Origin of the sequence: Luteolibacter rhizosphaerae (genome assembly GCF_025950095.1) — a bacterium.
GTDB classification, from domain to species: domain Bacteria; phylum Verrucomicrobiota; class Verrucomicrobiia; order Verrucomicrobiales; family Akkermansiaceae; genus Haloferula; species Haloferula rhizosphaerae.
This window is the reverse complement of the sequence record NZ_JAPDDR010000015.1, coordinates 42,705-68,193: the sequence shown is the minus strand read 5'-3', so window position 1 is coordinate 68,193 and position 25,489 is coordinate 42,705. Positions and strand designations below refer to the sequence as shown.

14 protein-coding genes and 1 tRNA gene are annotated in these 25,489 nt (G+C 62.7%); 6 read left to right on the top strand and 9 right to left on the bottom strand.

Features of this window, described 5'->3' with window-relative positions:
* From OJ996_RS22800 to OJ996_RS22775, 6 genes are all read right to left on the bottom strand, one after another.
* Complete coding sequence (locus tag OJ996_RS22800; RefSeq protein WP_264516011.1) at positions 1-1,251, bottom strand: DUF6005 family protein; 1,251 nt, start codon at positions 1,249-1,251, stop codon at positions 1-3.
* Entirely contained in the window at positions 1,248-2,462 is a 1,215-nt protein-coding gene (locus OJ996_RS22795; RefSeq protein WP_264516010.1) for an AMP-binding protein, read from the bottom strand. The genes OJ996_RS22800 and OJ996_RS22795 overlap by 4 nt, the downstream gene beginning before the upstream one ends.
* Positions 2,463-2,495: 33 nt before the next feature.
* Positions 2,496-4,142: an IucA/IucC family protein gene (locus tag OJ996_RS22790; RefSeq protein ID WP_264516009.1), complete on the bottom strand. Its 1,647-nt coding sequence runs from the start codon at positions 4,140-4,142 to the stop codon at positions 2,496-2,498.
* Positions 4,139-5,992, bottom strand: a complete 1,854-nt coding sequence (locus tag OJ996_RS22785; RefSeq protein ID WP_264516008.1) for an IucA/IucC family protein — start codon at positions 5,990-5,992, stop codon at positions 4,139-4,141. Before OJ996_RS22785 ends, OJ996_RS22790 begins: the two co-directional genes overlap by 4 nt.
* Complete coding sequence (locus OJ996_RS22780) at positions 5,985-7,376, bottom strand: MATE family efflux transporter (protein ID WP_264516007.1); 1,392 nt, start codon at positions 7,374-7,376, stop codon at positions 5,985-5,987. Before OJ996_RS22780 ends, OJ996_RS22785 begins: the two co-directional genes overlap by 8 nt.
* A 750-nt stretch (positions 7,377-8,126) precedes the next feature.
* Positions 8,127-8,315 (bottom strand): hypothetical protein, encoded by a 189-nt coding sequence (locus OJ996_RS22775; protein ID WP_264516006.1) that lies wholly within the window; start codon positions 8,313-8,315, stop codon positions 8,127-8,129.
* Positions 8,316-8,580: 265 nt separating this feature from the next.
* Between OJ996_RS22775 and OJ996_RS22770 the strand changes: the two genes are divergently transcribed.
* Positions 8,581-9,540, top strand: a complete 960-nt coding sequence (locus OJ996_RS22770) for a 3-keto-disaccharide hydrolase (RefSeq protein WP_264516005.1) — start codon at positions 8,581-8,583, stop codon at positions 9,538-9,540.
* 430 nt (positions 9,541-9,970) lie between these two features.
* Entirely contained in the window at positions 9,971-10,618 is a 648-nt protein-coding gene (locus tag OJ996_RS22765; RefSeq protein ID WP_264516004.1) for a hypothetical protein, read from the top strand.
* Positions 10,619-10,747: 129 nt separating this feature from the next.
* Here OJ996_RS22765 and OJ996_RS22760 read toward each other — a convergent pair.
* Positions 10,748-10,831, bottom strand: a tRNA-Leu gene (locus OJ996_RS22760).
* A 150-nt stretch (positions 10,832-10,981) separates the two neighbouring features.
* Between OJ996_RS22760 and OJ996_RS22755 the strand changes: the two genes are divergently transcribed.
* On the top strand, positions 10,982-13,957 hold the full coding sequence (locus OJ996_RS22755; RefSeq protein WP_264516003.1) for a M16 family metallopeptidase: 2,976 nt from the start codon (positions 10,982-10,984) through the stop codon (positions 13,955-13,957).
* A gap of 52 nt (positions 13,958-14,009) precedes the next feature.
* On the opposite strand, the gene acpS is transcribed toward OJ996_RS22755, so the two are convergent.
* Positions 14,010-14,393 (bottom strand): holo-ACP synthase, encoded by a 384-nt coding sequence (gene acpS / locus OJ996_RS22750; RefSeq protein WP_264516002.1) that lies wholly within the window; start codon positions 14,391-14,393, stop codon positions 14,010-14,012.
* 116 nt (positions 14,394-14,509) lie between these two features.
* Between acpS and OJ996_RS22745 the strand changes: the two genes are divergently transcribed.
* From OJ996_RS22745 to OJ996_RS22735, 3 genes are all read left to right on the top strand, one after another.
* Positions 14,510-16,864 (top strand): exo-beta-N-acetylmuramidase NamZ domain-containing protein, encoded by a 2,355-nt coding sequence (locus OJ996_RS22745; RefSeq protein ID WP_264516001.1) that lies wholly within the window; start codon positions 14,510-14,512, stop codon positions 16,862-16,864.
* Positions 16,865-17,124: 260 nt separating this feature from the next.
* The gene (locus OJ996_RS22740; protein ID WP_264516000.1) at positions 17,125-21,189 is read left to right on the top strand and encodes a beta strand repeat-containing protein; all 4,065 of its coding nucleotides are present in this window, start codon (positions 17,125-17,127) and stop codon (positions 21,187-21,189) included.
* A 181-nt stretch (positions 21,190-21,370) separates the two neighbouring features.
* Positions 21,371-22,768 (top strand): hypothetical protein, encoded by a 1,398-nt coding sequence (locus OJ996_RS22735; RefSeq protein WP_264515999.1) that lies wholly within the window; start codon positions 21,371-21,373, stop codon positions 22,766-22,768.
* A 63-nt stretch (positions 22,769-22,831) separates the two neighbouring features.
* Here the strand turns inward: OJ996_RS22735 and clpB are convergent, their stop codons facing one another.
* On the bottom strand, positions 22,832-25,405 hold the full coding sequence (clpB, locus tag OJ996_RS22730) for an ATP-dependent chaperone ClpB (RefSeq protein ID WP_264515998.1): 2,574 nt from the start codon (positions 25,403-25,405) through the stop codon (positions 22,832-22,834).
* Positions 25,406-25,489: the final 84 nt, after the last annotated feature.

The following is a 25,489-nucleotide window of genomic DNA, read 5'->3' as shown; positions in this document are numbered from 1 at the left end:
TCACGTGAGGCGCGCGGCTCTCCATTGCGCATGGACCTCGCGGAGCCGCGCCTTGATGCGGAACTCTCGCTCGTCCTGCTGGTCGAGAAGTTGGAAGATTTCCCCGGCAACCTTGTCGTCGGCCGAACTTGAGAGCTTGATCGCGCGGTACTGGATCTGGGTGTATCCCTGCACCAATTCGGCCACGACCTCGCACCAGCGCTCGAACTCCTCGTCCTCGAGCGAAAGATCGCGCCAGAAGAAAGCCAACCCGTGTTCGTAGGCATACTTCCGGATCGCAAGCAGCGGAATGTCGAACACGGCCTGCTCGAGATCGGCAAGCGCCAGAGCCTGTCCCTCCGCCGCCTGCCCGGTAAGGTGGGCTTCGACCGAACCGCGGATCGCCTCCGTGAGCGGGTTGCGGTCGGGAATCAGGCAGGCTTCGAAGTAAGCATCGATGCTGGCCGGATCGACCGGAGCGAGCTCGTCCGCATCGAAGATAAACCCGCCGCGGACCGAAGGCTGGTCGATAGCCTGGAGCACCCGTTCCGTAGGCAGCGGCCCCTCCCAGCGGAAGTCCGGGTCGGACATGAAAAGCGTCTCCGGATCGTCCGTCTTCTCCAACAACACGTAGTGCGGGAAGGGATCCCTGTTGAAACGGTTCTCGCGCTCGGGAAGATGATGGAGATCCAGCATCACCATCACCTGCTGCCCGGGCGACTTCGCATCCAGCAGATCTAACAGATGCGCTACATTCTCCGACCGCGTCCTCGCCTCCTCATACCAAGCTTTCACTTCAACCCCGTAAAGCCGCTGGAACCACTCGCGGAAGAAATCGTGGTTGATGGTCTCGGAGTGATTCGTGATCCGGCACTTCTCGTCGACCACGATCTCCGCATCCCAGACGCCGAAGTAGAACGACCGGTGATCCGTGAAATCGCAGGCTTTCACGATCTCGCACAGGCAGCTGATGAAGCAGTGGACCTTGATATCCTCAAACTCCACCACTGAAGGCGCTTCCTCCAAGGGCATACCCGCCAAGGTGGCGGCAAGGCTTCCGATGCTGGCAAAGGCTTCCTTGAAGATCGCTGTTTCCGGGATCTCCAGCCCGGACTCGAGTTCCAGCGCGACGATCAGGTTCAATGCGCTCACCGAGTCCAGCCCCAGATCCTCCTGAAGCCGCGTCTCCGGACCGAGCGCGATCCCCGACGCGAGATCGAGTCGCTCACGAAGCGTCCGGCAGATCGCCGCCACAATTTCCTCGTGGGTCATACGTTCAATGGAGCGTCTTGCGCCAGGGAGCGACGGTTGACCTTGCCATTGGGAAGCCGCGGAATCTGCGCCACCTCCTCGATCTTGAATGGCCTCTGGTGGGGCGTGAGCTCCGTCGCACACCATTGCTTGACCTGCTCCGGCGTCACCTTCCCCTCCGACACATAGTGCAGCCAAACCTGCGTGTGCCCGAGTGCATTCTCCCGCTTGAAAACCACCGCGTCACCCACCCCCGCCAGTTCAAGCACCACATTCTCGACCTCCACCGGATACACGTTCACCCCCGCGACATTGATCATGTCGTCTATACGCGACATGATCCTCAATGAACCGTCCGCCGCGAAGTATCCCAGGTCCCGGGTTGGGATTTTCCCCTCCACCCCGTGCACCACGATCTCCTCCGGACCATCAACACTTCTTCCCGCGCTAAACATCAACCCTGGCAAAGGCGTCCCGATGTCTGAGGGATCAGATGGATCCTCACTCACCGAGATACAGCCCGCCTCCGAACAACCATACTGCTGGAAAACGAACTCCGCCCGCTCCTTCAGATGCTCGAACAGGGGCTGGCGAATATTGGTGCCGGACGTCATCACCGCATGAAGCTTCCGGTCCCGCGGATAGAGTAGGGAGACGGTGTGGATCAGCACCGGTGAGGCGAAGAGCAAGGGCTTCTCGGTCTCCAGCATCTTCCGGATGATATACTTGGGATTGAGGTTGCTCAGGACTACCGGTTGCTTCTTGCGGTGGAGGGCGCTCAGCACTCCGCTGATCAAGCCGTAGGAGTGGTTCACGGGGCAGGCAACCAGCGGTGTCATCCCTGCAGCAGCGCGGAAGTGCTCGGTGTAAGCAGCCACTTCTCGGTCGATGGAGCTCCATGGACGGGCGATCACTTTCGGAACTCCAGTGGTGCCGGAGCTCGTTTGGATCAGTGCGCCACCGCGGTCTTCAACGCCGCTTTCGAGGAGGGTGAGGTGATCGAGAGACTTGTAGATGAGGCAGTGGCTGCCGCCGCGTTTCGCTTGCCGGACGGCGGCTTCGAAGGGGGCGCCGGTGGGAAGGGGGAAGAAGGAAATTCCCAACCTCCGGCAGTAGAGGCAGAGGGCGATGAGGAGGGCGGGGTCGTCGAGGCAGGCGGCGACGCGGGTGCCGGGGCGGGTCAGGGCATCGCAGGACTGGAAGGACACTTCGATCTGTTCGAAGTATTCCATGGTGTAACATAGGTCATCCACGTGCAGCATGATTCAGTATGAGTGAAAAGGGTTGGCGACCTCGTGGTGGAACTCGTCCGCGCGGCTGCCGTAGAGCTTCTTGCGCATGAGAGACTCGGTGGTCAGGCGAGGTGTGCGGTGACCGGCACCGGTCATGAAGCTGCCCGCCATTCCCCAGAAAGTTGCTTCGGAGAATCCGTATTCGTGGCGGAGGAGGCGCTCGAGTTCGACGAGGTTGTAGATGAAGACGGTGTCCATGAACAACTCGCGGAGGGACTCGATCGGATCCCCGGGCACGCGTTCGAGGCTCTCGTGGAAATCGCGGACGGCGAGGTGCAGCGGCCAGCCGTCCTGATGGATGAGGATCAGGTTCTGGGCATGGGCTTCAATCGCGATGCCATGCCGTTCCAGCAAGCGCCAGACCGGCGGGATGGTGGCTTCGAGCAAGCGCCAGAGCCAGCGCTCGATGCCGAAGCGCCGGATCAAGGGATCGATAAAGGGACGACCGTCGCCCTCGATCATGGAGAGTGCATTGAAGGGAAGCGCGGCTTCGCCGGGGCGCAGCTCGGAATGAACGCTCTCACGCCAGATGCAGCCGAGTTCGCCCTCTTTCCTCTCATCGGCATCGACCGGATGATAGAGAGCGGCGGCATACTCCTTCAGGATGACAAGCGGTGCCGAATTGCGGAAGAAGCGGTCACTCGCAACGAGCTCCGATAGCCAATCGGAGATCCGGGGGGCGGAGGCGACCAGCGGAGCCTCGAAGGTGCGGAGGGACGAGGTATTGACCAGCGACATCGGCAGCTTCAAGTGAGCCTTCCGAGGATCGCGGTCGTTCATCAGGGTCCGCAGCGATTGAGTGGCACGATAGTCATCGCCGCAGAAGCCCAGAGGGATAATGATCCCGCGATCGATTTCGGCGCGGTAGCGGTCCGCGATGGCCTGCCACTGCCAGGGGTGCACGGGTAGCAGGCCGTGAGTCTCGAACGAGGAGCCCGCAGCCTGCGAGCGCTCTAACAGGACGTTGTAAGCCGCCTTGCCGAGTTCGGAAGTGAAGAAGCGATGTTCATCGCAGGGAAGCTTCTGATCCAAGTGCGCGCGGCTCACGGCGAGCCATGCCAGCTTGAAGCTTGCCCCGGCCTCGGGTCCGTAGTTCCCGTGATCGTCCTCCGAGAAGCCGATGCGGGACTTGAAGCAGGGATGATAGGGGTGGCCCTCGTGAAGCCGCGGATCGAGCTCCTCGTAGGAGAGGTGGCGGCGTTCCCAAGTGCTGGCTCCGAGGTGAATCTCGTTCCACTCGCAGAGCCGCACGGTATGGCGGAGTTCCTCCTGGATCGCGGCGATCCGCTCCGGGTCCGCTTTCATCGCATCCAGCAACGCAAGCGCGGCTTTCAAGCCGAGCGGTTCGCCGGATGTCGACTCGACGGCCGAGTGCTTGCGGATCTCGAAGCGGTCAAAGGCCCCGATGCGGGCCTCGCAGCGGATCGAGCAAGGCCCGACATCAAGCTCAACCGGCGCGAAGCCAGTGGCCCGGTCGCCGGGACCAAAGCGGAGTTTCTCGAGCGGGATGAGCCCTTCGAAAACCAAGGCTTCCAACAATTGACGGAAGACCCGTGCGGCTGGCGGTTCAAGCACTGCCGCGGTGGTGGTAGCGCCACCGGTGAAAATTCCAGCGCTCATCGCTCACCTCCCTTTCCGATGCACTCCCCTCGCCCGGCGTGAGCGGCGAAGGGATTCGGCAGATCCACGTAAACGGCAAGCTCCTGAGCCGCCTCGAGTTCATCGACATCGCGGACCCGGGTTAGCAGGTTGGCCTTGGTGGCCAGTGCGGGCTTGGTCAGCAGGTAGGCAACGAAGTCATTGCCGGGGCCTGCGAGCCGCGGGTGAAGCTCGCCAAGCCAGCCACGGCAGAGCGCGATCGCCTCCGACTCCGAGAGATGGCCGTCCGCCCCCAAGCGGTAGATTACGGAGAAGAGTTGATTGAAGATCAGGTAATAGCCGAAGCGGCGGAAGATCATCGCATCCTCGAAGAACAAGTCTTCCAGATCCGCCACGCCGCCCTCGATCTGCAGCAACTGCGTGCGGCAGGTCTTCGAGAGATAGAAGCCCTGGTTGTCCCGGAAGTGGTAGTGCGTCGGGTAGCCGTTGCGAACATTGAGCAGGCTGTTCTGCTGGTGGGCCTCCAGCGCGATGCCGTGCTGATCGAAGAGCAGGATCAAGGGCTCGATCGCGCACTGCCAGTACTGCTCGAACCAATCGCGGGCGACGACGGCACGCGGTCGTCCCTCCAGGTCAGCGAGATCGTCGATGATCGCGGCCAAACGACTGGTCATGGCATCGCCCTTGCGGGGAGCTGGCAGGGGATCCTGGGTCAGCGCGGCGATCGAGATCACCCCATGGCCCCGCCCGTCCCGAAAAGGATTTGAACGGATGATCGTCTCGAAGCCGGTCTCGCGATGGCCCGGCAGGCGCACGGTGATGAAGGCCGGATCATCGAGCACATGGAAATAGGGGTAGAGGGTGAAGAACTCGAGCTTGCGCATCAGCCGGGTCATCACCACACCCACGTTCAACTCATGAGTGCGGTTCCGTCGCAGCGAGTTGGTGATCTTCACCGGGATCGAGAACTTGAACATCCAGTCCGACGAGCGGCGGAAGAGCGTCCGCACCGAAGAGGTCGGGTGAAACACTTCACCACGCTCCCCAAGGTAACGCATCCAGCCGAGATTGATCGCCTCGCGGACGTGCGGTTGGGCAAGGAGCCATGCCGCTTGGAGCGGATGCACGGGAACCACTACTTCCCCGAAGGTGGGTCCGTGCCGGAGATCATCCCCGAAGGCTTCCGCGGCGATCACGATGGCACTGATCCCGGCAGCGGAGTCGTGAGCGACGAGATCCGGGCGGACCGAGAAGAAGTGTAGCCTCAAACCGCCCTTCAACTCCGGGGCGCAGTCGTCTTGCTGCCACCACGCCATTCCCTGGCGGCTCTTGGGTGTCGGGTGGAGCCAATGACCGAGGAGCAGCGATTGCTCCGAGGCAAGAAAGTCGTTCTCACGGAGCGAAGGTTCGTCGCAACGCTGTCGCAAGGCCATGGCCATGGACTGGAAGCTTTCGACCAGACGACCGGTCAACTCCAGTTCACGGATGGAAGTGACCGCACCCTCCCGGGCCGTCCGATAGATCTCGCAGACCAGCGCAAGTGCCGCTTGGAAGGGAGGAAGAGGGGCAAGACTGTCGACTCCCCCACCCCGCGAGAACACCGCGGCCACCCGATGTTTTCCTACCGTTGAGCGGTAAGCGATATCGAGGGCCAGGAGAGAGCCGTCCGAAAGTTCCAGCTCAAGCACCCATGGTCCCATGATCTTCACCCGATCACCGCGCAGGGTCATCCATGCAGCGGCACGGAACCACCTGCCTGGGTCGGCTTCACGCAGGTAGGTATTGGCAATGGCCTCGAAGCCCGAACGCTCGGCGAAGGCGTCTATCTCCTCCTCCGGGGTCGCTTCGGAAAGCTTGGTGGAATCAATCATGGCTGCCGGCGGTCAGGTCATCGAGGCAGAGGGATGGCGCGGTCTCCTCGGCCAGCGGGCGGTGACGCCAGAGAAACACGAGGGCCACGGCAAAGGTGACCCACTCGGCCACGGCGAAGGCCGTGACCACGGGCGTGTCCGGCATGAAAAAGGAGAGTGCCACGCCGAAGCCGATCGGAAGGAGCAGGGTGCGCAACAAGGCGATGGTGGCCGAGAGAGAGGCCTTCTCGCGGGAGGTGAGGTAAGAGCAGATCAGCACATTGAAGCCGCTGACGAGAAAGAGCGGCCACATCCAACGAACGAACTCGTGAGCGAGACGCTCGGCCCCGGCGCCTTCAGCGCTGAGGAAAATGCCGATCGCGCGGTCACCGCCGATGACGAGCAGGAGGGTCACGGAGATCGCGAGAGTTCCGACAAAGGCGGCGGCGAGACCGAGGAAGCCGCGGACGCGATCCCAGCGACCGGCGCCCATATTGCGGCCGAAGAGGACGTGCATGGCGTCCACCACCCCGTAGTAGACCATCAGGCTGATGAAGATGAAGGCATTCAGGATGCCCCATGCGGCGACGCCGTCGGTGCCGTAGCGCCGCATGAGCAGGAAGTTCATGGTGAAGATCACGGCCCCGACGGAGAACTCGTTGACGAACTCCGAAGCGCCATTGCCGGCGGTGCGGAAGAGTCGGTTCCAGCCGGCGCGCACCACATGGAGGCTCAGGTGCCGCTGCGGGTGGCGGAAATAGCTCGAAAGGACGGCGAGCTGGACGAGCTGCGCCAGCAGCGTGCCCCACGCGGAGCCCTGCAAGCCCATGCGCAAGTGCGCGACGAGGAGGTAGTCGATCAGGATATTCGTGAGCGCCCCCGTGAGCAGGGCCTTGGTTCCCAAACCGGGGCGGTCGTCGGCCCGAACGAAGTAGTAGAGGACGAGCGTTCCGAGTTGGACGATCATCGCGACCGAGAGGACCGGGAAGTATTGCCCCATCAAGGCGGCAAGGCCTTGGTCCGCGCCTAACAAGCGGAAGAGCGGGCCGGAGAAGAGATTCCCGAGGAGAGCAGCCGATGCGCTCAGCAGGACCACGGCAGCCAAGGTCAAGCTGAAGATCTCCGAGGCCTCCTTGTCGTCCCTTGCCCCCAAGCAATTCGCGACCCGGACCGCGCCGCCGACGGCGAACATCAACGCGATGCCGAACAGGAAGGAGATGTACGGGATGAGCAGACTCACCGCCGCCAAGGCATCGGCACCGACGAAGCGGCCGACAATGACGCTATCGACGAAGCTGGTGGTCGAGATGGCCGTGAGGCTCAGGGCCGACGGAATGACGAAGCGCAGGAAGGTGCGGAGCAGCGGTCCGTGGGTGACCACGGAGGTAGATTCATTCTCGGGCATGGAAGATGGCGACGAAGCTTCCGGGCAGCACATTTGAAACAGTGGCGCACGGTAGGCTCGCATCCGACCCTCCTGTCTGGCGGTGGATTGCCAAAGATGAGCGGCGGATTAAGATTCCGAGTCATACTCATGATTCTCTAATCTTAGATCCGGAGTAGAGATCCATTCCTAGTCATAAGAGCTTGTTATCTCGGGTGAGGATCCGGGCAGATGGATGATCCAACGGCTGTTTCAGAGCGTAGGGCTTTGAAACTGAGTCCTTGAGGTGAGGCGGGAGAAAGTTGTCTGCCGCAAAAAGGCGCGAAAGAGACGCAAAATGGTTAGAGGAGAAGTGAGCGCCTGCTTTAAGGGTGGTCTGAACCGCGGTGCGATTACCCTTGGTGGTTCCCGTGCTCAGTCCGCTCTCCGAACCGGCTTGTCTCGGCGGAGCAAGCGTGTGCGACGCACCGCGCCCTTGATATTGCGGCCGCAGACTCATGCCTATGAGGCGAAGCGGCTTGAGCGGCCCGCAGTTCGCCGCGCAACATGGCGTGAAATACCAGACCGGCGGCTTGGGATTCCAACTCGAGCGCATTGAGATCATGTAGCCTGGCAACTCCGGCTGATAAACCACAGGGCTCGTGGCACTTCAGAAGCCAGGCGAGTTTCACGGCGGCAAAATAGCGGCACGACATAAATTGGCGGGCCGGATCACATTGGCACCGACCTCAGCGGATCGCCCACCCGATCGCGGGAGGTGCCGACATCTCTTTAGCTCTCTCCGGGTTTTTCTCTGGGGATCGCCTCCCAACCGCTCCAGATCACCGCCATGAAAGAGGTGTAGTAAAGCCATGAATCCTCAGACTCGCAGCCATTCATCCACCAGGTCAAAGCCAAGATTCCACCCGGAAGCGCAACGATTGCGACGGGGATGGTGTATTTCTTGAGCAGTGATTTCATAAGGATGCACCCTATCGTGTCCCTCAGGACATCGCAAGCAGGCTCTTACAGCGCAGCCTTGCCGCCCGAGAGCGGAGGTGTCTTCACGATCGCAAGCTCCTTGCGCCCCTTCAGGGCGCGAATCATTTTTCGGAGGGTACCCAGGGTTGCGTCGCGGTGCTCCTTACCCTGGGCTTTCTCATTGTCGCCCCTTTGGGGCTCTGGAGTTCGGGGGGCGGGCTTCCTGCTTGAATGTCGCGGCGGGGCCTGTGAGCCTTTTGATTACATGAAGGCATCCCTGTTTATCCTCCCTTTGATCGCGACGACCCTTTCGGCGCAAAATGCTTCGCACGCGGAGGCGGCTGCGGCCGATCCGGACTTCAAGATCCAGGGCGAGTATCTGCTGGAGGGTAAAGGAGGACAGAAGGGCATGGGCATCCAGGTGATCGCGCGCGGTGACGGGAGGTTCGATGCGGTGGCCTACAAGCGCGGGCTGCCGGGTGCGGGCTGGGAGGGCAAGTGGAACTCGGTGACACAAGGCAAGGGGGCTCGCAGCGAAGGCTCCGGTCCGGTGAAGTTCGAGAGCTCGGACCTCAAGGGCGAGGTGGATGGCAACAAGTTCGTGCTGGAGGGAACTTCCGGCAAGCCGCTGGAGCTGACCCGCGTGAATCGCGAGTCCCCCACCCTGGGCATGAAGCCGCCGAAGGGTGCGGTGATTCTCTTCGGCGAAGGGGCCAACCTCTTCGAGAAAGACAAGGTGGGCTCCGACGGTCTGCTGATGCAGGGGGCGAAGACGACGGAGACCTTCGAGAGCTTCACGCTCCACATCGAATTCCTGCTGCCCTACATGCCGAAGGAACAGGGTCAGGCACGCGGGAACAGCGGCCTCTACCTGCAGGGGCGATACGAGATCCAGATGCTCGATAGCTTCGGTCTGGAAGGAAAGGACAACGAGTGTGCGGGGATCTATCAGACGGCGCAGCCGGCGGTGAACATGTGCTTCCCGCCTCTGAGCTGGCAGACCTACGACATCGAGTTCACCGCCGCGAAGTTCAACAAGGACGAGAAAAAGAAGAAGGCGGTGGTGACGGTGCGACACAACGGCGTGGTGGTACACAAGGAGCTCGAACTCCCGGGTCCGACGGGGGGAGCTGTACTCAAGGACAACGCCGAGCCCGGGCCGATCCTGCTACAGGATCACGGCAATCCAGTGCGCTACCGGAATATCTGGCTGGTGAAGAAGTAGTTCCGGGCACGGGCGGGTGCATTGAACTAACAGGAGACCCGGGTATATCACTCCATTCCCGCCCATCACTCGATGCTTTTAAGGACTAGGGAACGCGATTGACGACGGATTCAACGGATTGCACGGATTTCAGATCCGTAGGAACGGTGACCGGAATAGAAGCCTTCAACCGGTGGATCCATCGTGGGAATTCATCCGTGCAATTTGTTGAATCCGTATCGTCCGTGGTAAACCGGCCTGATGCCTACCGGGGATCCCCTCATCCGCAATGAGTCCTTAACGGGATAGGCCTATGACTCTAACTGCTCACCCTGCAAATTTTGCAAGATTGCAGGGTGATCTTGACTGACATTCCATCGCTCCAAAATATCGGAGTGCTGTGAACTTCACCCTTAGCCTGCCCCAAGCATTAGCCATTCGCGCCGTTAGCATGACTTGCCTGATATCGGCGAGTTCCGGTGCGGTGATCTACACCCAGAACTTCGACACGTTCGACGACGTGCCGAACAGCACGGTGTTTTATGATGCGGCTCCCGTTTACGACGGGATCAGCGGAACTCCGACCGGCGCCAGCCTGGGAGGAAACGCCAATCTCAACGGTCGCCTGCTCACACAGGCAGGACCGCTGGTCGCGCACAGCGCGAGCTACTTTCTCCACACGAACACGCTCGGGACCATTCCGGCGGGCGAAGTTTGGGGAACCAATAGCAGCCAGACCATCACCGTGGAGGTGGGTGAGATTTACGAGTTCTCCTTCTATCTGGCGGGAATCAACAACATCGCTCCCGCCCAGCTGACGGCCCAGATCAACGGGGTGTCGCTGAGCTCGCTGGTGGTGGACGGGGTGACCAATCCCGGGACGGCGACCTACACGGGGGCGACCGGGTGGCAGCAATTCACCTATCGTTGGCAGGCTGATTCGACGACGGCGGATCTGAGCATCTTCAACTCGCAGGACGTCTCGGCCGGAAACGACTTCGGTCTGGATACGATCACCTTCTCTTCGGTGCCGGAACCATCGGCAGCCTTGCTCGGGGTTTTGGGACTGGCGGGTCTGCTCCGGCGGCGCCGGGCGTGAAGATCGATCGACCGATCGGCGTGAGATTTGCGGGCCGGATCCCGATGGGGTCCGGCCTTTTGTCTTCGGGGCCCATCACCCCGAAAAGCAAAAGCCCGGCGGTTTGCCGGGCTTTTATCATCAACGGAATACGCGCGAGAGGACTCGAACCTCCACGAGATTGCTCTCACTAGAACCTGAATCTAGCGCGTCTACCAATTCCGCCACGCGCGCGTTTCCTGTTATTGTGTTCCCGCCGGAGCGGCGGGCCGCGAAAGCACCACGGCGCACGAAATTTTGCAACACCGATTGTTGGAAAAATTCTCTGAATGCGGCGACGCTTCCCCGTTGCCAATCCCGGCAGCGTCAAGCCAGCTTCATGCCATGCGGAACCCCGCTCCTATCATCCTGAGCCTGCTCCTAGCCGCAGTGGCGGCATTTTTCCTGATCCGTGCCCCGGAGGCGCCGAAACCGGCCCCGCCGCCAGCGGAAGCAGCCGCGCCAGCGGAGGCCCCTGCCCCCGAGGTGCCGAAGACGGAGGAAGCGGTGAAACCGCCGCCGCCGGAGGTGGCGAAGACGGATACCTCCGTGGCCGAGGCGGAACCGAAGACCTGGCCGCAGGAGCAGAGCGACATCCCGGCGGACCCGAAGGCGGTCTTCGGCAAGCTGCCGAACGGGCTGCGCTACATGATCTACCCGAACAGCGAGCCGCCGGGCCGGGTTTCTCTGCGCCTGCACATCGCGACGGGGTCGCTGATGGAGGCGGAGGACCAGCGGGGACTAGCGCACTTCCTGGAGCACATGGTCTTCAACGGCACCAAGCACTTCACGCCGGATGACCTGATCCCGAAGATGCAGCACCTGGGAATCGGCTTCGGGGCCCACGTGAATGCCTACACTTCCTTCAACGAGACGGTCTACATGCTGGACCTGCCGAGCCTGACCGACGAGATGCTGGGGCTGGGCTTCACGGTGATGCGCGACTTCGGTGACGGGGCGAAGCTGGACCCGGAGGAGATCGACAAGGAGCGCGGGGTGATCCTATCCGAGAAGACGACCCGCGACAGCGTGGGGATGCGGCTGATGCAGCAGCAATTCGACGAACTGCTGCCGGAATCCCTGCTGCCGAAGCGCTTCCCGATCGGTGAGGAAGAGGTGATCAAGAGCGCGCCGCGCGAGCGCTTCGTGGACTACTACACCCGCTACTACACGCCGGAGCGGATGACCTTCATCGTGGTGGGCGACGTGGATGCGGCGAAATTCGAGGGGCTGATCAAGGAGAACTTCAGCAGCTTGGCGAACCCGGCGGAGCCCGGCAAAGAGCCGGACTTGGGCAAGATCACACCGGTGGAAGGTGTGAAGGCGGCGGTCTTCTCCGACAAGGAAGTGCCGGCCACCTCGCTGGGCTTCACCTTCGTGCAGCCCTTCAGCCCGGTGCCGGACACGCGGACGCGGCGTCTCTCCAAGCTGCCGCTGGAGCTGGCGCAAACCGCGCTGGCCCGCCGCTTCGAGCGGATCGCGAAGACCGAGGGCTCCCCCATCACCGGTGGTAGCGCGAGCCGCGACGAGCTCTTCAATCACGTGGAAGTCGGCTCGCTGGATGTGGCGGTGGCGGAAGACCGCTGGCAGGAAGCGCTGCCGGTGCTGGAGCAGGAATACCGCCGGGTGCTGGAATTCGGCTTCACCGATGCAGAGATCTCCGAGGCCAAGGCGAACCTGCTGAATGCCTATCAACAGGCGGTGAAGACCGCGCCAAGCCGCAAGTCCGAGGGACTGGCGACGGGGATCGCGCGCTCGATCAGCGATGGTTCGGTTTTCTCGACTCCGGAGATGAACCTGGAGGTAATCAAGGGCGGGCTGGACACGGCCACGCCGGAGACCTGCCACGCGGCCTTCCGCGAGTTCTGGGCGGACAAGGGCTTCCACCTGGTGCTGACGACCAAGGAAGAGCCGGACAATGCGCTGAGCACGCTGACCTCGATCTACGAGGAGTCCCGTAGCAAGGAAGTGGAAGCGCCGGAGCAGAAGCGGGTGATTCCCTTCGCTTACAGCGAATTCGGCACGCCGGGCACGGTGAAGACGCGCAAGGAGATCGCGGACCCGGGCTTGATCCAGTGCATGCTTTCGAACGGGGTGCGGCTGAACTTCAAGAAGACCGACTTCGAGAAGGGCAGCGTGCGGCTGCTGGCGCGGATCGGATCGGGCAAGCTGACCCAGCCGAAGGACATGCCGGGATTCGATTTTTTCGCCGCGAGTGTCTTCAATGCGGGCGGTCTCGGGAAGCATTCCAACGACGACCTGCAGCAGATCCTGGCGGGGCGGAATGTGACGGGTGGCGGCTTCGCGATTTCCGACGATGCCTTCACGCTTTCCGGTCGCACCACGCCGGAAGATCTGGAGCTGCAGCTGCAACTGATGTGTGCGGCGATGACCGACCCGGGTTTCCGCGAGGAGGCGCTGGTGCAGTTCCGCAAGGGCATCCCGGAGATCTATCAGCAGGTGCGGCACACGCCGATGGGTGCGCAGATGGAGATGGAATCCTGGCTGCACGGCGGTGACTTCCGCTGGACTCTGCCGGAAGAGTCCAAGCTCTCCTCCTACACGCTGGAGGATGCCCGCAAGTGGCTGACCCCCGCGCTGACGAAGGGCTATCTGGAACTGAGCATCGTGGGTGACTTCGACGAGAGCACGATGCTGCCGCTGGTGCTGAAGACCTTCGGCGCGCTGGGCCCGCGCGAGACGGAGAAGCCGGCGCTGCCTGCCGCGCGCAAGGTGAATTTCCCGAAGGCTCCGGCCGAGAAGAGCTTCACTTATGATAGCAAGATCCCGCAAGGGACGGCGCTGGTGGTGTGGAAGACGGAAGGCTGGCGGAATAACACCAAGCTCTTCCGCCGCTTGAACATCTTGGGCGAGATCTTCAGCGATCGCCTGCGCAAGGAGATCCGCGAGAAGCTGGGGGCATCCTATAGCCCGAATGCGGGTCCGGATGGCTCCGAGGGGCTGGAGGGCTATGGCTTCCTGGCCTCCGAATCCGTGGGCAAGCCGGAGGACACGAAGCGGCTCGCGGAGGTGGCTGTGACCCTGGGTGCGGAGCTGGCGGAAAAGGGCACGGACGAGGACGAGCTCGACCGCGCGCGCAAGCCGATCCTGGCGCAGATCGAGAAGAGCAAGCGGGACAACAGTTACTGGCTGGTCACGGTGCTTTCGCAATCGCAGGAGCAGCCGGAGCGACTGGACTTGATCCGCGGGCGCGATGCGGATGTGGCCTCGATCACGCCGAAGGAGCTGAGCGAGATTGCCAAGAAGTATCTGGGCCAGAAGAACGCACTGAAGGTGCAGATCACTTCGGAAGCCAAGTAAGACGAACTTGGCAACCGATTCTCAAGAGGGCGCCTGAGGGCGTCCTCTTCGTTTATACGCCCAGGGCCACTGCGTTTGCCGCGGCGTAGTGCTGGGCGTGGCTGAGGCTGATCTTGATTTCGCCGATGCCCTTCGCCTCGGCGTAGGCCTTCCCTGCCCCGCTGAGGACGAGGGCGGGCTCGCCGCTTTCCCGGCGGACGATTTCCATGTCGAGCCAGCCGAGTTCCTTGCCGATGCCGGTGCCGAAGGCCTTGGCGACGGCTTCCTTGGCTGCGAAGCGGGCGGCGTAGTGGATCTCCGGGCGGCGCTGGGCATCGCAGTAGGCACGCTCGGCGGGGGTGAAGATGCGGGTGGCGAAGCGCTCGCCGAATTCGGCCATGGAGGAGCCGATCCGCTCCACTTCCACCACGTCGATGCCGATGCCGATGATGCGCATGGCGGGAGTGCGACGGGAAAAGAGGCGGGTGCCAAGCTGGAACTCGCGCCGGAATCGAGGATGATGCAGCAAATGCGGGATCGGGCACGTATCCCTGCGGCCCGAAGGACCGACCCATGATCCGTAGCTATATTTTTGCCACCCTTGGATTGCTCGCCGCCCCGCTGCTGATGGCTGCGGGCGATTTCCGCGAAGAAGGTTTGCGTGCCATCGACGATGCGATCGGGCAGGCGGTCACGGATGCGAGGACGCCGGGGGCGGTGTTCCTGATGGAGCGGGAGGGCAAGGTCTATCAGAAGGCGTACGGGTCGAAGGCGATCGTGCCGGAGCGCGAGGTCATGAGGGAGGACACGGTCTTCGATGCGGCCTCGCTGACCAAGGTGGTGGCGACGACGTCCGCGGTTATGAAGCTGGTGGAGATGGGGAAGCTGGATCTGGAGGCCCCGGTGAGCCGCTATCTGCCGGAGTTCAAGGGCGAGGGTAAGGAGCGGATCACGCTGCGGCAGGTGCTGACCCATAGCTCGGGGATGCGGCCGGGGCTTTCGCCCAATGGCGATTGGAAGGGCAAGGAGGCGGCGCTGAGGAAGGCCTGCGGGGAGAAGCCGACCGCTGAGCCGGGCAGCTCGTATTGTTACAGCGATATCAATTTCATCCTGCTGGGCCTGACGGTGGAGCGGGTGGCGGGAACGGGTCTGGATGAGTTCTGCGGGAATGAGATCTTCGGGCCGCTGGGGATGAAGGATAGCGGTTTCCGGCCCTTTGATCCCACGGTTCCCCTGCCCCGCTCCGGCGATGCGCGGGTGGCGCCCACCGAGGTGCTGAAGGACGGGACGGTGCTGCGGGGGATCGTGCATGATCCGACGGCGCGGCGGATGGGCGGCGTGGCAGGACATGCGGGGCTATTCACGACGGCGGCGGACCTAGGGCGCTTTTCGCGGATGATGCTGGCGGGTGGCGAGCTCGACGGGGTGCGGGTTTTCCGTGCCGAGACGGTGGCGGCGATGACTTCGGTGCAGTCGCCCGCGGGGCTGCCGCGGCGGGGATTCGGGTGGGATATCGATTCACCGTATGCGGGTCCGCGGGGTGAGTGGTTCCCGATCGGCAGCTACGGGCACACGGGCTGGACCGGGACGCGGCTGTGGATCGATCCGTTTTCAAAGACGACGGTGATCTTCCTGTCCAACCGGAACCACCCAGACGAGAGGGGCGGCGTGGTGGCCTTGCAGCGGGAGCTGGGGACTTTGGCGGCACTGGCGATTCCGGACTTCAACTTCGCCAAGGTGCCGGGAGCTTTGCCGCCGGATGCGGTGCGGGTGGCGGCAGCTCCGCCGAAGAACGAGGAAGTGGTCTTGAACGGCATCGACGTGCTGAAGCGGGATGGCTTCCGGCAATTGCGGGGCCGGAATGTCGGGCTGATCACCAACCACACCGGGATCGATCGCGAGAGGAACACGACGATCGACCTGCTCCACAAGGCGGCGGAGGTGAAGCTGGTGGCGCTCTTCAGTCCGGAGCACGGGATCCGCGGGGATCTTGACCGCGAGGGCATCGGCGATACCACGGACGAGAAGACCGGGCTGCCGGTCTACAGTTTGTACGGCGAGCGTCGTACTCCGGCGCCCGAGCAACTCGAGGACATCGATACCTTGGTGTTCGACATCCAGGACATCGGCTGCCGCTTCTACACCTACACCTCCACCATGGCGAACTGCCTGGAGGCGGCGGGCAAGGCGAAGATCCGCTTCATCGTGCTGGACCGGGTGAACCCGATCGGGCCCGAGGTGGAAGGGCCCGTACTGAGCACCGAACGGACCTTCGTGGCCACGCACGAGATCCCCCTGCGCCACGGCATGACGACAGGAGAGCTGGCACGCCTGATCAACGCGGAGCGGAAGTTCGGAACCGATCTGAGCGTGATCCGCTGCGAGGGTGGATCGCCGCTGCGCTGGTTCGACCGCAGCGGGCAGCCTTGGCAGAATCCCTCGCCCAACATGCGGGGGCTCACCGCGGCGACCTTATATCCGGGAGTGGGACTGCTGGAGTTTTGCAAGGTGAGCGTCGGCCGCGGAACGGAGACCCCCTTCGAGATCTTCGGTGCGCCTTACATCGATGAACTGAAGTTCGCGGCGGAGCTCAACCGCGCGGGATTGGACGGAGTCCGTTTCATCCCGGCGCGTTTCACGCCCGCCGGCAGCGTCTTCGCAGGCGAGGAATGCCGGGGGGTGAAGATCCTGCTCACCAACCGCGACCGCTTCCGTGCGGCGGATCTCGGGCTGTTACTGGCGACCACGCTCCAAGGCTTCCATGGCGAAAGCCTCGGGCTCGAGAAGATGAAGCTCCTGCTAGGCGACGAAGAGACCTTGAAAGGTATCCGCGAGGGGAAGTCCATCGAGGCGCTGAAACCGGTAAGAGATCGGAATCTGCCAGCCTTTCTCAAGGCCCGGCATCCTTATCTTCTTTATCCCCGATAGGAGGATTAACCCTAAAGAGGGAGTGGACGGGGTCCCTACCGAATCCCGCACCTTTCGGCGACACCGTCTTCTCCCAACTTTAACAAGATCAGCATGTTGTATTACAACTGCGATTTCACGTTACCGCCTGCTGTAATACATTTTCATCAATTTCCCTCAAGCATCTTGACCTAAAGACGCATTTGTCAGACAACTTTAGAGATCTTGGGCCCTTCCGTTTCAGGAGACCCCGGTCGCTAAACCCTCGTCCGACAAACCCAATGACATCGCACCGCCTGAATCAGCGGCTTCTAGCCCTGACCCTCCCTGCCGGCTATCTACTTACCCCGATCATCGCATCGGGACAGGCCACCTACAACGGTGGCGGAACCAACCTCTGGAGTACCGGAGCCAACTGGAGCGGCGGAGTCGTTCCCACCGATCCCAGCGACATCGTTCTCGCCACCACCACCACGGGCAACGCGCTCAATGTGGATGCGAACCACACGGTGGATAATATCCTGTTCGGAACGGACGGGCTCCGGACCGCGGCATTCGCCCTCCAGACGAACGCGAATGTCCTGACCCTGCGGGAAGGGGTAACGGCGAACGGAAATTTTGGAGCCGTCGGGCCCACTTTCCGAGGTAACTTCACCATTGCCCAAGACCAGAACTTCACGATCGCTGGCGCGGCGGGCGATGTCGTGACCGACCGGGGCATGTTCCTTCGCGGCGTGAACGACACGGCCGCCACGGTGCCCAGCGGGAATCTCACGATGAATGGCAACCTCACCAAGGACGGTGTGGGGCAGCTCGTGATCCTCGGCTTCAACATTACGGGAGCGGGCAACTTCATTGCCAGCACGGGCACACTCAAATTCAACGCCGGGGGCAACCAGCCGCTGGTGATCGGAGGCACCGGAAACATCACGGCCAACGGCAGTAGCGCCCTGCTATTCTCGCGCAACTCCGGCACCTTCAACATCACCCGCCCGGTGATCTTGAACGATAGCGCCTCGCTCGTATTCGGCGGTAACACCGACAACACGACGATCAACAATAGTTTCACCTTCAACGGATCCCATTCGTTCACCGTTTCGCGGAACTTTACCCTCGCAGGGACCGTGAGCGGGAATCCTTCCGTCACCCGCGCTGGTGGCAGCATTCTCAATCTCACCGGAGATACCTCGGGCTTCCTCGGAACCTTCACCAACACCGCCGGAACGCTCAATATCTCGAATGCCTTCGGGGGCGGCCTGACGGTGAGCGGAGGCACGGCCACGGCTTCTTCGTCGGTGGCCGGAAGCGTGTCGGTAACCGGCGGAACCGCCACGGTGGCGGGAGCCATCAATGGCGATGCCGCGATCACGACCGGCACGATGACCCTGAACGGAGCCATCGCGGGAACCGTGAACGTGCAAGGCGGAACGGCCACCGTCAACGGCGCGGTCGGGGGGAACCTCAATGGCAGCACCGGAACGGTGATCGGCGAACCGGTGGTGACGGGAAATGTCGATCTTTCCTCGGTGAACCTCACCGTGGCTCCTTCCACCGCGAACAGCATGCATGCGAATCTGGACCTGTTCCTGAGCGGCACCTCCACGGTGGCGGTGCAAGGGGCGGTTCCGATCAACACTCCCTTCAAGGTGCTGAGCTACTCCGGCTTCCTGACGGGCGATGAAACCAACCTCACGCTGGCGGGCGGAACGGGGGCCTATCGCGGCTTCACCTTCACCAATGACACGGCAGGCAAGAAGATCGACCTGAGCATCAACGCGGGTGCCGTAACATGGACGGGTAACCTGAGCGGCAACTGGGATGTGAACGCCACGGCCAACTGGAGCGGCACCTCGGACAAGTTCTTCCAGGTGGATGCGGTGACCTTCCCGAACGTCGCGACGACAAAGTTCGTGAACATGACCGCCACGGTCAGTCCGCGGAGCATCCTGTTCCAGAACGAGGCGGGTAGCGACTACCTCCTTTCGGGTACCGGCACGGGGTTCATCTCCGGCGGAGCGGCGATCACCAAGAACAACGCCGGCGTAGTGATCCTGGGCGGTGCGAACGGCCAAAACTTCACCGGCCCGATCGCGGTCAACGCGGGGATCCTGCGGATGGGCAGCCGCGATGGCTTCGGGCAGACCTCCGGCATCACCGTGGCCAGCGGTGCACAGGTCGACATCAATGGACAAACGCCGGGCACCGTCGCCACGGGCGGCTACACCTACACGATCGCCGGAACCGGCCCTGCGCCTGCGAATGCGGGAGCGCTGGTGAACACGGGCGTGTCGGTCCAATCGAATGCGGGCGTGAAGAGCCTGGTCCTCACCGGCAATGCCACGATCAGCGGAGCCACCCGAATCGACATCGGCTCCGCGAACACGGCGGGCTTCGGGACGATCACCGGCAACGGCCACACCCTCACAGTCACCAACGCGGAAGGCGTCGGTTTCCGGGGCAATGCGAGTGGCACGCCGATCAACATCGTGGGCAATGCCGGTAGCATCTGGGCGGAAGATACCGACAACGCCTTCGGCGGTGCCACCGGCACGGTCACAGTCAATACCGGCGCCCGGGCAGGCACCTTCGGCAACCGCAGCATCGCCACGCCGGTGACGCTGAATGCGGGTGGCACGCTGCACAACCAAGGCGGGGGCACGGGGACATGGACCGGCACGATCACCCTCGCCGGTGCCAACGCGGCGATCGACACCAATGGTCAGCCCATCGTGATCAGCGGCACGCTTGCGGAAAGCGGCGGCAGCCGTCCGCTGATCAAGAACGGCACCGGCACGCTAACACTCGCGACGACTTCGGGTCACACCGGCAACACGACGATCTCGAACGGCTTCCTGCAGCTCGGCAGCGGTGGCACCACCGGGGCGATCAATACCAATCCGGTGGAGCTGGTCACGACCACCTCCGGTCTGATCATCAACCGCTCCGACGACGTAACCATCACCAACGTGATCAACGGCGCGGGCCCGCCGGCCAACGGCGCCGATCCCGGGGCAGTGAGCAAGGTGGGAGCCAACACGGTGACCCTGACCGGTGCCAATACCTACACCGGGATCACCCGGGTCGGAGGTGGCATGCTCGCCGCAGGCTCCAATGACACTGTCTTCGGCGTGGGCCTGATCGACCTGCGCGGCGGCGGACTCCAGTCCTCCGATGCGAGCCCGCGGACGATCACGAACCCGATCTCCTTCAGCAACCCGGCAGTATTCGGAACAGCTACCACGGGTAATCTGCTCTTCACCGGGGCGGTCGCCACGGGAGGTGCGGCGAAGACTTTCACGGTGAACAACGCGGTCACGGAGTTCAGCGGGATCTTGAGCGGTGCCGCATCCACCGCGACGCTCACCAAGGCAGGGGCCGGGACACTAATCCTGAGCAACGACAACGCTTATCTCCAGACGACCACGATCAGCGCGGGCATCGTGCAGGTCGGCAATGGCGGCACCACCGGCAATCTCAGCACCACCGATGTGATCAACAACGCGGCGCTGGTGATCAACCGGAGCCTGGCTGAAGGAGTGACGGAGTTCGTCTTCAATAACAACATCTCGGGCACAGGTTCCCTCACCCATTCGGGACCTGCGCTGACCTTCCTGGGCGGCGCGAACACCTACAGCGGCGACACCATCATCACGAACGGCACGCTCTCGCACACCCTGCCGAACTTCAACGATGGCTCGGCCATCCGCATCTCGGGGACCGGGAAGCTGGATCTGTTCCATCCTGAAACGGACACGGTGGCGAAACTGTTCATCAACGGCGCGGCACAGGCAGTGGGCGTCTACGGTGCCTTGGGCTCCGGTGCCCAATTTGAGACCGCCTTCATCACGGGTACGGGGCGCCTGAACGTCACCAGCAGCGGCAGTGCCACGCCTTTTGAAACCTGGGCAGCGGACAAAGGCCTGACCGCCGCGAACGATGACCCGGCTGACAACCCTGACCAAGACGGGCTCGACAACCTGGGCGAGTTCGCGCTCGACGGCAACCCGCTCTCCGGAGCGACCGGTGGCAAGATCGTGGTAAAAGTGGCTTCGGTGGGAGGCCAGCAAGTCCTCACGCTGACCCTGCCGGTACGCAGCGCGGTGGGAGCCTTCAGCGGTGGCACCTTCCTCACCGCGACGGGTGACGGCGTGACCTACACGGTAGAGGCCAGCGACAACCTCGGCCCCTGGACGCTGGATGTGGATGAAGTGACCGGTGCAGATGCCACGGCCATCCAGGCAGACCTCCCCGCCTTGAGCGGCGCCGGCTGGGTGTATCGCACCTTCCGCAGCCCGGGCTCCGTGGTGGGTGATCCGCGCGAGTTCATCCGCGCCCGGGTGCAGTAAGAGTTTGGGTATCCATGGGTTTCAAAGCCCGGTCCGGTTCGCCGGACCGGGTTTTGTTGTCCTCAGGCATAGAGATCGAGCCGTGTCCGGTGTCGGACGGGTGACGTCGGAAGTTCCGGGCGGCCCTAACAGTGGGCAGTGGTCTTGACTCGCTCGCCTATCTGAGCCGATAAGTCGCGAGATGTACATCCTCCCGAGAACAATCCTCCTGCTGGCGCTGGGGGCATGCCTGGCAAGCGCGGAAATCCCCGGTGCCGGAAGCCAAGTGCGCGACTGGACCAGCGCCGACGGCAAGACGCTCTCGGGGCGGATGCTCGGGATCGACGACCAATCGGTGACGGTGCAACTGGCGGCCAGCGGCAAGCCGGCGAAAGTGCCGTTCACCCGCCTCTCGGCGAAGGATCAGGCATTCATCGTGGAGACCGGGTGGCGCTTGCCCAAGCCATGGAGCAAGTGGCCCAACGACATCAAGATGGGGATCGCGGATGCCGACGTGCGGCTAGTCTCCTCGGACGGGCGCTATGTCTATCACAGCCCGCATTTTGAATTCGTGTCCGAGGCCGAGCTGGCCCAGACGCCGGCGCGGGATATCGCACGGATGTTCGAAACCACCTATTCGCTGCTGAAGGCATCCCCCTGGGGCATCCTCGCGAAGCCACCGAAGGGCGAGCGCTTCAAGGCGGAGCTCTACGCGAACCGCGAGTCCTACATCAAAGCCGGCGGACCACCGCAAAGCGCGGGCGTGTATCTGCTTCAGAAGAAAGTTTTCATGGTGCCCTTCGAGACGCTCGGCCTGAAGGAAACTCCGTCCGGCTGGCAGCGTAGCGAGGAATACTCGACCAAGACCCTGATCCACGAGCTGACCCACATGCTCATGGACGATGCGCTGATGGCCATGCCGACCTGGCTGGCGGAGGGCTGTGCCGAATACATGGAGCTGATGCCGATGAAGATCGGAACCTTCAGCCCTGGCTCCCATCTCGCCGCGCTGAAGGAGCACCACTCGCAGCAGAGGAACTTCGATCTGCTGAAGACGCTGACGATGTCCCGCGAGACTTGGGATCGAGGCGGGATCGAAACAAGCCCCTCCCCTCCGAGCCGGCCGGATCGGTTCGGGCCTGTGATCACCGGGCGCACGGGGCAGACTACCATGGGACTTCAGGAGGAGATTCTCTCGCTCTATGAGGCAGGCCTGCTGCTCACCTACTACTTCATCCATTTCGACGGTGCGGGAGATGCGGCGCGCCTGCAGCGGTTCATCTCCGCCTGCGTGAAAAACAGCGAGCGGCTGGAGGAGCACATCAAGAAGGGCGAGCGCTACAACGAAGACGTGGAAGCCTTCAAACGGCATCCCGAGGTGACCGTACTGCCGGATGGTCGCTGCCAGTATCCGGCGACGATGAAGCCGCCATCGGCTCCCGCCTGGCCCTACAAGGGCAGCCCGGAGCAGCTGCATGTCGAAGATCTGGAGCTCTTGCTCGACGGGCGGACCCCGGCGGATTTGATCGAGGAGATCAAGCTCGCACTGGAGAAAGCGCAGATCCGCTATTCCCCAAAAGCGGGCCGGGGCGACCGCTGATCAGCCCCCTTGGAAGAAGTCGCTCCGGACCGCGCCGTGGTGCGCGATCCGGAGATTTCTTGATCAGGTGCCGAAGACCACCATGCCCCCTTGGACGTCCGCGGTGATCAGGTCCCCTTCCTTGAATTTGCCATCGAGCAGGTCGAGCGAGAGCGGGTCCAGCAGGTGATGCTGGATCGCACGCTTGAGCGGCCGGGCACCGTAGACGGGGTCGTAGCCTTGATTGCCGATGTACTCCTTCGCTTGCTCGGTGAGGGCCAGCGCGAGGCCTTGCTTGGCGAGGCGCTTGCGGACCCGGTCAAGCTGGATATCGACGATGGTGGTGAGTTCCTCGCGCTTGAGGCGGTCGAAGATGATGGTCTCGTCAATCCGGTTGAGGAACTCGGGGCGGAAGTGCTTGCGCAGGGCATCGGTAACCTTGGCCTCGCGCTGCTCGGCATTCTCCTCATCAAGGATGAACTGGCTGCCGATGTTCGAGGTCATGATGAGGACCGTGTTACGGAAGTCCACGGTGCGGCCTTGGCCATCGGTGATGCGACCATCGTCGAGCACCTGCAGGAGCACGTTGAAGACGTCCGTGTGAGCCTTCTCGATCTCATCGAAGAGGACGACCGAGTAGGGCTTCCGCCGCACGTGCTCGGAGAGCTGGCCGCCTTCATCGTAGCCGACGTAGCCCGGAGGAGCTCCAATCAGGCGCGAGACGCTGTGCTTCTCCATGTATTCCGACATGTCGATGCGGACCATGGCGTGCTCGTCATCGAAGAGGAACTCGGCGAGAGCCTTCGATAGCTCGGTCTTACCGACACCGGTGGGACCTAGGAAGAGGAAGGAGCCGATCGGGCGATTCTCATCCTGCAGGCCGGCACGGGCACGGCGCACGGCGTTCGACACCGCCTTGATCGCCTTTTTCTGGCCGATCACCCGCTCGCCGAGACGCTGCTCCATGTGCACGAGCTTTTCCTTCTCGCCCTCTTGCAAGCGTGAGACGGGAATGCCGGTCCAAGTGGAAACGACGCGGGCGATGTCTTCCTCCGTAACCTCTTCCTTAAGAATGCCGCCGCTCTTCTGGAGCTCGGACAGGCGTTCCTTCGCCGCTTCCAGATGGCTCTGTGCTTCCGGGAGACGACCGTAGGTGATCTCGGAGGCGCGGGTCAGATCGCCGATGCGCTGGGCCTGTTCGGCCTCGGTCTTGAGGGCATCGATCTCCCCTTGCGCCTGGCGCACCTGGTCGATGATGTCCTTCTCATTGCGCCACTGGCCCATGAGTGCGGCGGACTGCTCCTTGAGATTCGCCTGCTCCTCCTTGACCTTGTCGAGGCGGGCTTGGCTGGCTTTGTCGGACTCCTTCTCCAGCGCTTTCTTCTCCATTTCGAGCTGGAGGATCTCGCGCTCGATCTGGTCGATCTCGGTCGGCATGGAATCGAGTTCGATCTTCAGGCGCGAGGCTGCCTCATCGACGAGGTCGACGGCCTTGTCCGGCAGGAAACGGTCGGAGATGTAGCGATCCGAAAGCATGGCAGCGGAGACGAGCGCGCCATCCTGAATGCGGACACCATGGTGTACTTCATAGCGCTCCTTCAGGCCGCGGAGGATCGCGATGGTATCCTCCACCGAGGGCTCGCCGACCATGACCGGCTGGAAGCGGCGCTCGAGGGCGGCATCCTTCTCAATGTGCTTGCGATACTCATCGAGCGTGGTCGCGCCAATGGTGCGGAGCTCGCCACGGGCAAGTTGGGGCTTGAGCAAGTTGGCGGCATCCACCGCGCCCTCGCTGGCACCGGCACCGACGATGGTGTGAAGCTCGTCGATGAAGAGGATGATCTCCCCGGCGGATTCGGTGACTTCCTTGAGGAAGGCCTTGAGGCGTTCCTCGAATTCGCCACGATACTTCGCTCCGGCGAGCATGCCGCCCACATCCATGACGATGATGCGCTTGTCCTTCATCGAGTCCGGCACGTCGCCGGAGACGATGCGACGAGCAAGGCCTTCGACGATGGCAGTCTTGCCCACGCCGGGCTCACCGATGAGCACGGGGTTGTTCTTGGTGCGGCGCGAGAGCACCTGCATCACGCGGCGGATCTCGTTGTCGCGGCCGATGACGGGGTCGATCTTGCCTTCGCGAGCGCGGGCGGTGAGGTCGGTGCCGTATTTCTCGAGGGTCTGGTATTTGCCCTCGGGGTCTTGGTCGACGACCTTTTGCGGGCCGCGGATGGCTTCGATGGCTTTGCGGGCCTTTTTCTCGTCGAGGCCGACTTCCTTCAGGAGCTTGCCCTCCGGCGCGTCGGCCTTGAGAGCGCCGAGCAGGACGTGCTCGACGCTGAGAAAGTCATCGCCCATCTCGGCACGGATCTCGTCCGCCGCGTCGAGGGTAAAGCGCAGACCATAGCTGATCTGCGGTTGGGTGGTGCCGCCCTGCTGGCTGGGCTCGCGCGAAAGGGCTGCCGCGACGGCGGCCTTCAGGCGGGTGAGGTCCACGCCCGCATTCTGGAGGATGGGCACGAGGATGCCGCCCTCCTGCTGGAGCAGGGCAAGGAGCAGGTGAGTCCCCTTCAGTTCGGGGTGAGCGGATTTGGAAGCCAGCCTCTGGGCGGCTTGCAGGGCTTCCTGGAGCTTGTTCGTGAGTTTATCGAGTCCCATGGGAGTCGGAGTTTCAGCAGTAGATTAGAAGCAGGTGCGGCGACGCGCCACACCCCGCTTGCGATTTGTTGATCATTGGATCGC

Bases quoted from the DNA above. Each gene is read 5' to 3' on its own strand.
- OJ996_RS22735 (WP_264515999.1), top strand. From the start codon at position 21,371: ATGTACATCCTCCCGAGAACAATCCTCCTGCTGGCGCTGGGGGCATGC.
- OJ996_RS22765 (WP_264516004.1), top strand. From the start codon at position 9,971: ATGACTTGCCTGATATCGGCGAGTTCCGGTGCGGTGATCTACACCCAG.
- OJ996_RS22790 (WP_264516009.1), bottom strand. From the start codon at position 4,142: ATGAGCGCTGGAATTTTCACCGGTGGCGCTACCACCACCGCGGCAGTG.
- OJ996_RS22755 (WP_264516003.1), top strand. From the start codon at position 10,982: ATGCGGAACCCCGCTCCTATCATCCTGAGCCTGCTCCTAGCCGCAGTG.
- OJ996_RS22780 (WP_264516007.1), bottom strand. From the start codon at position 7,376: ATGCCCGAGAATGAATCTACCTCCGTGGTCACCCACGGACCGCTGCTC.
- OJ996_RS22795 (WP_264516010.1), bottom strand. From the start codon at position 2,462: ATGGAATACTTCGAACAGATCGAAGTGTCCTTCCAGTCCTGCGATGCC.
- OJ996_RS22785 (WP_264516008.1), bottom strand. From the start codon at position 5,992: ATGATTGATTCCACCAAGCTTTCCGAAGCGACCCCGGAGGAGGAGATA.
- OJ996_RS22770 (WP_264516005.1), top strand. From the start codon at position 8,581: ATGAAGGCATCCCTGTTTATCCTCCCTTTGATCGCGACGACCCTTTCG.
- clpB (WP_264515998.1), bottom strand. From the start codon at position 25,405: ATGGGACTCGATAAACTCACGAACAAGCTCCAGGAAGCCCTGCAAGCC.
- acpS (WP_264516002.1), bottom strand. From the start codon at position 14,393: ATGCGCATCATCGGCATCGGCATCGACGTGGTGGAAGTGGAGCGGATC.
- OJ996_RS22800 (WP_264516011.1), bottom strand. From the start codon at position 1,251: ATGACCCACGAGGAAATTGTGGCGGCGATCTGCCGGACGCTTCGTGAG.
- OJ996_RS22740 (WP_264516000.1), top strand. From the start codon at position 17,125: ATGACATCGCACCGCCTGAATCAGCGGCTTCTAGCCCTGACCCTCCCT.
- OJ996_RS22745 (WP_264516001.1), top strand. From the start codon at position 14,510: ATGATCCGTAGCTATATTTTTGCCACCCTTGGATTGCTCGCCGCCCCG.
- OJ996_RS22775 (WP_264516006.1), bottom strand. From the start codon at position 8,315: ATGAAATCACTGCTCAAGAAATACACCATCCCCGTCGCAATCGTTGCG.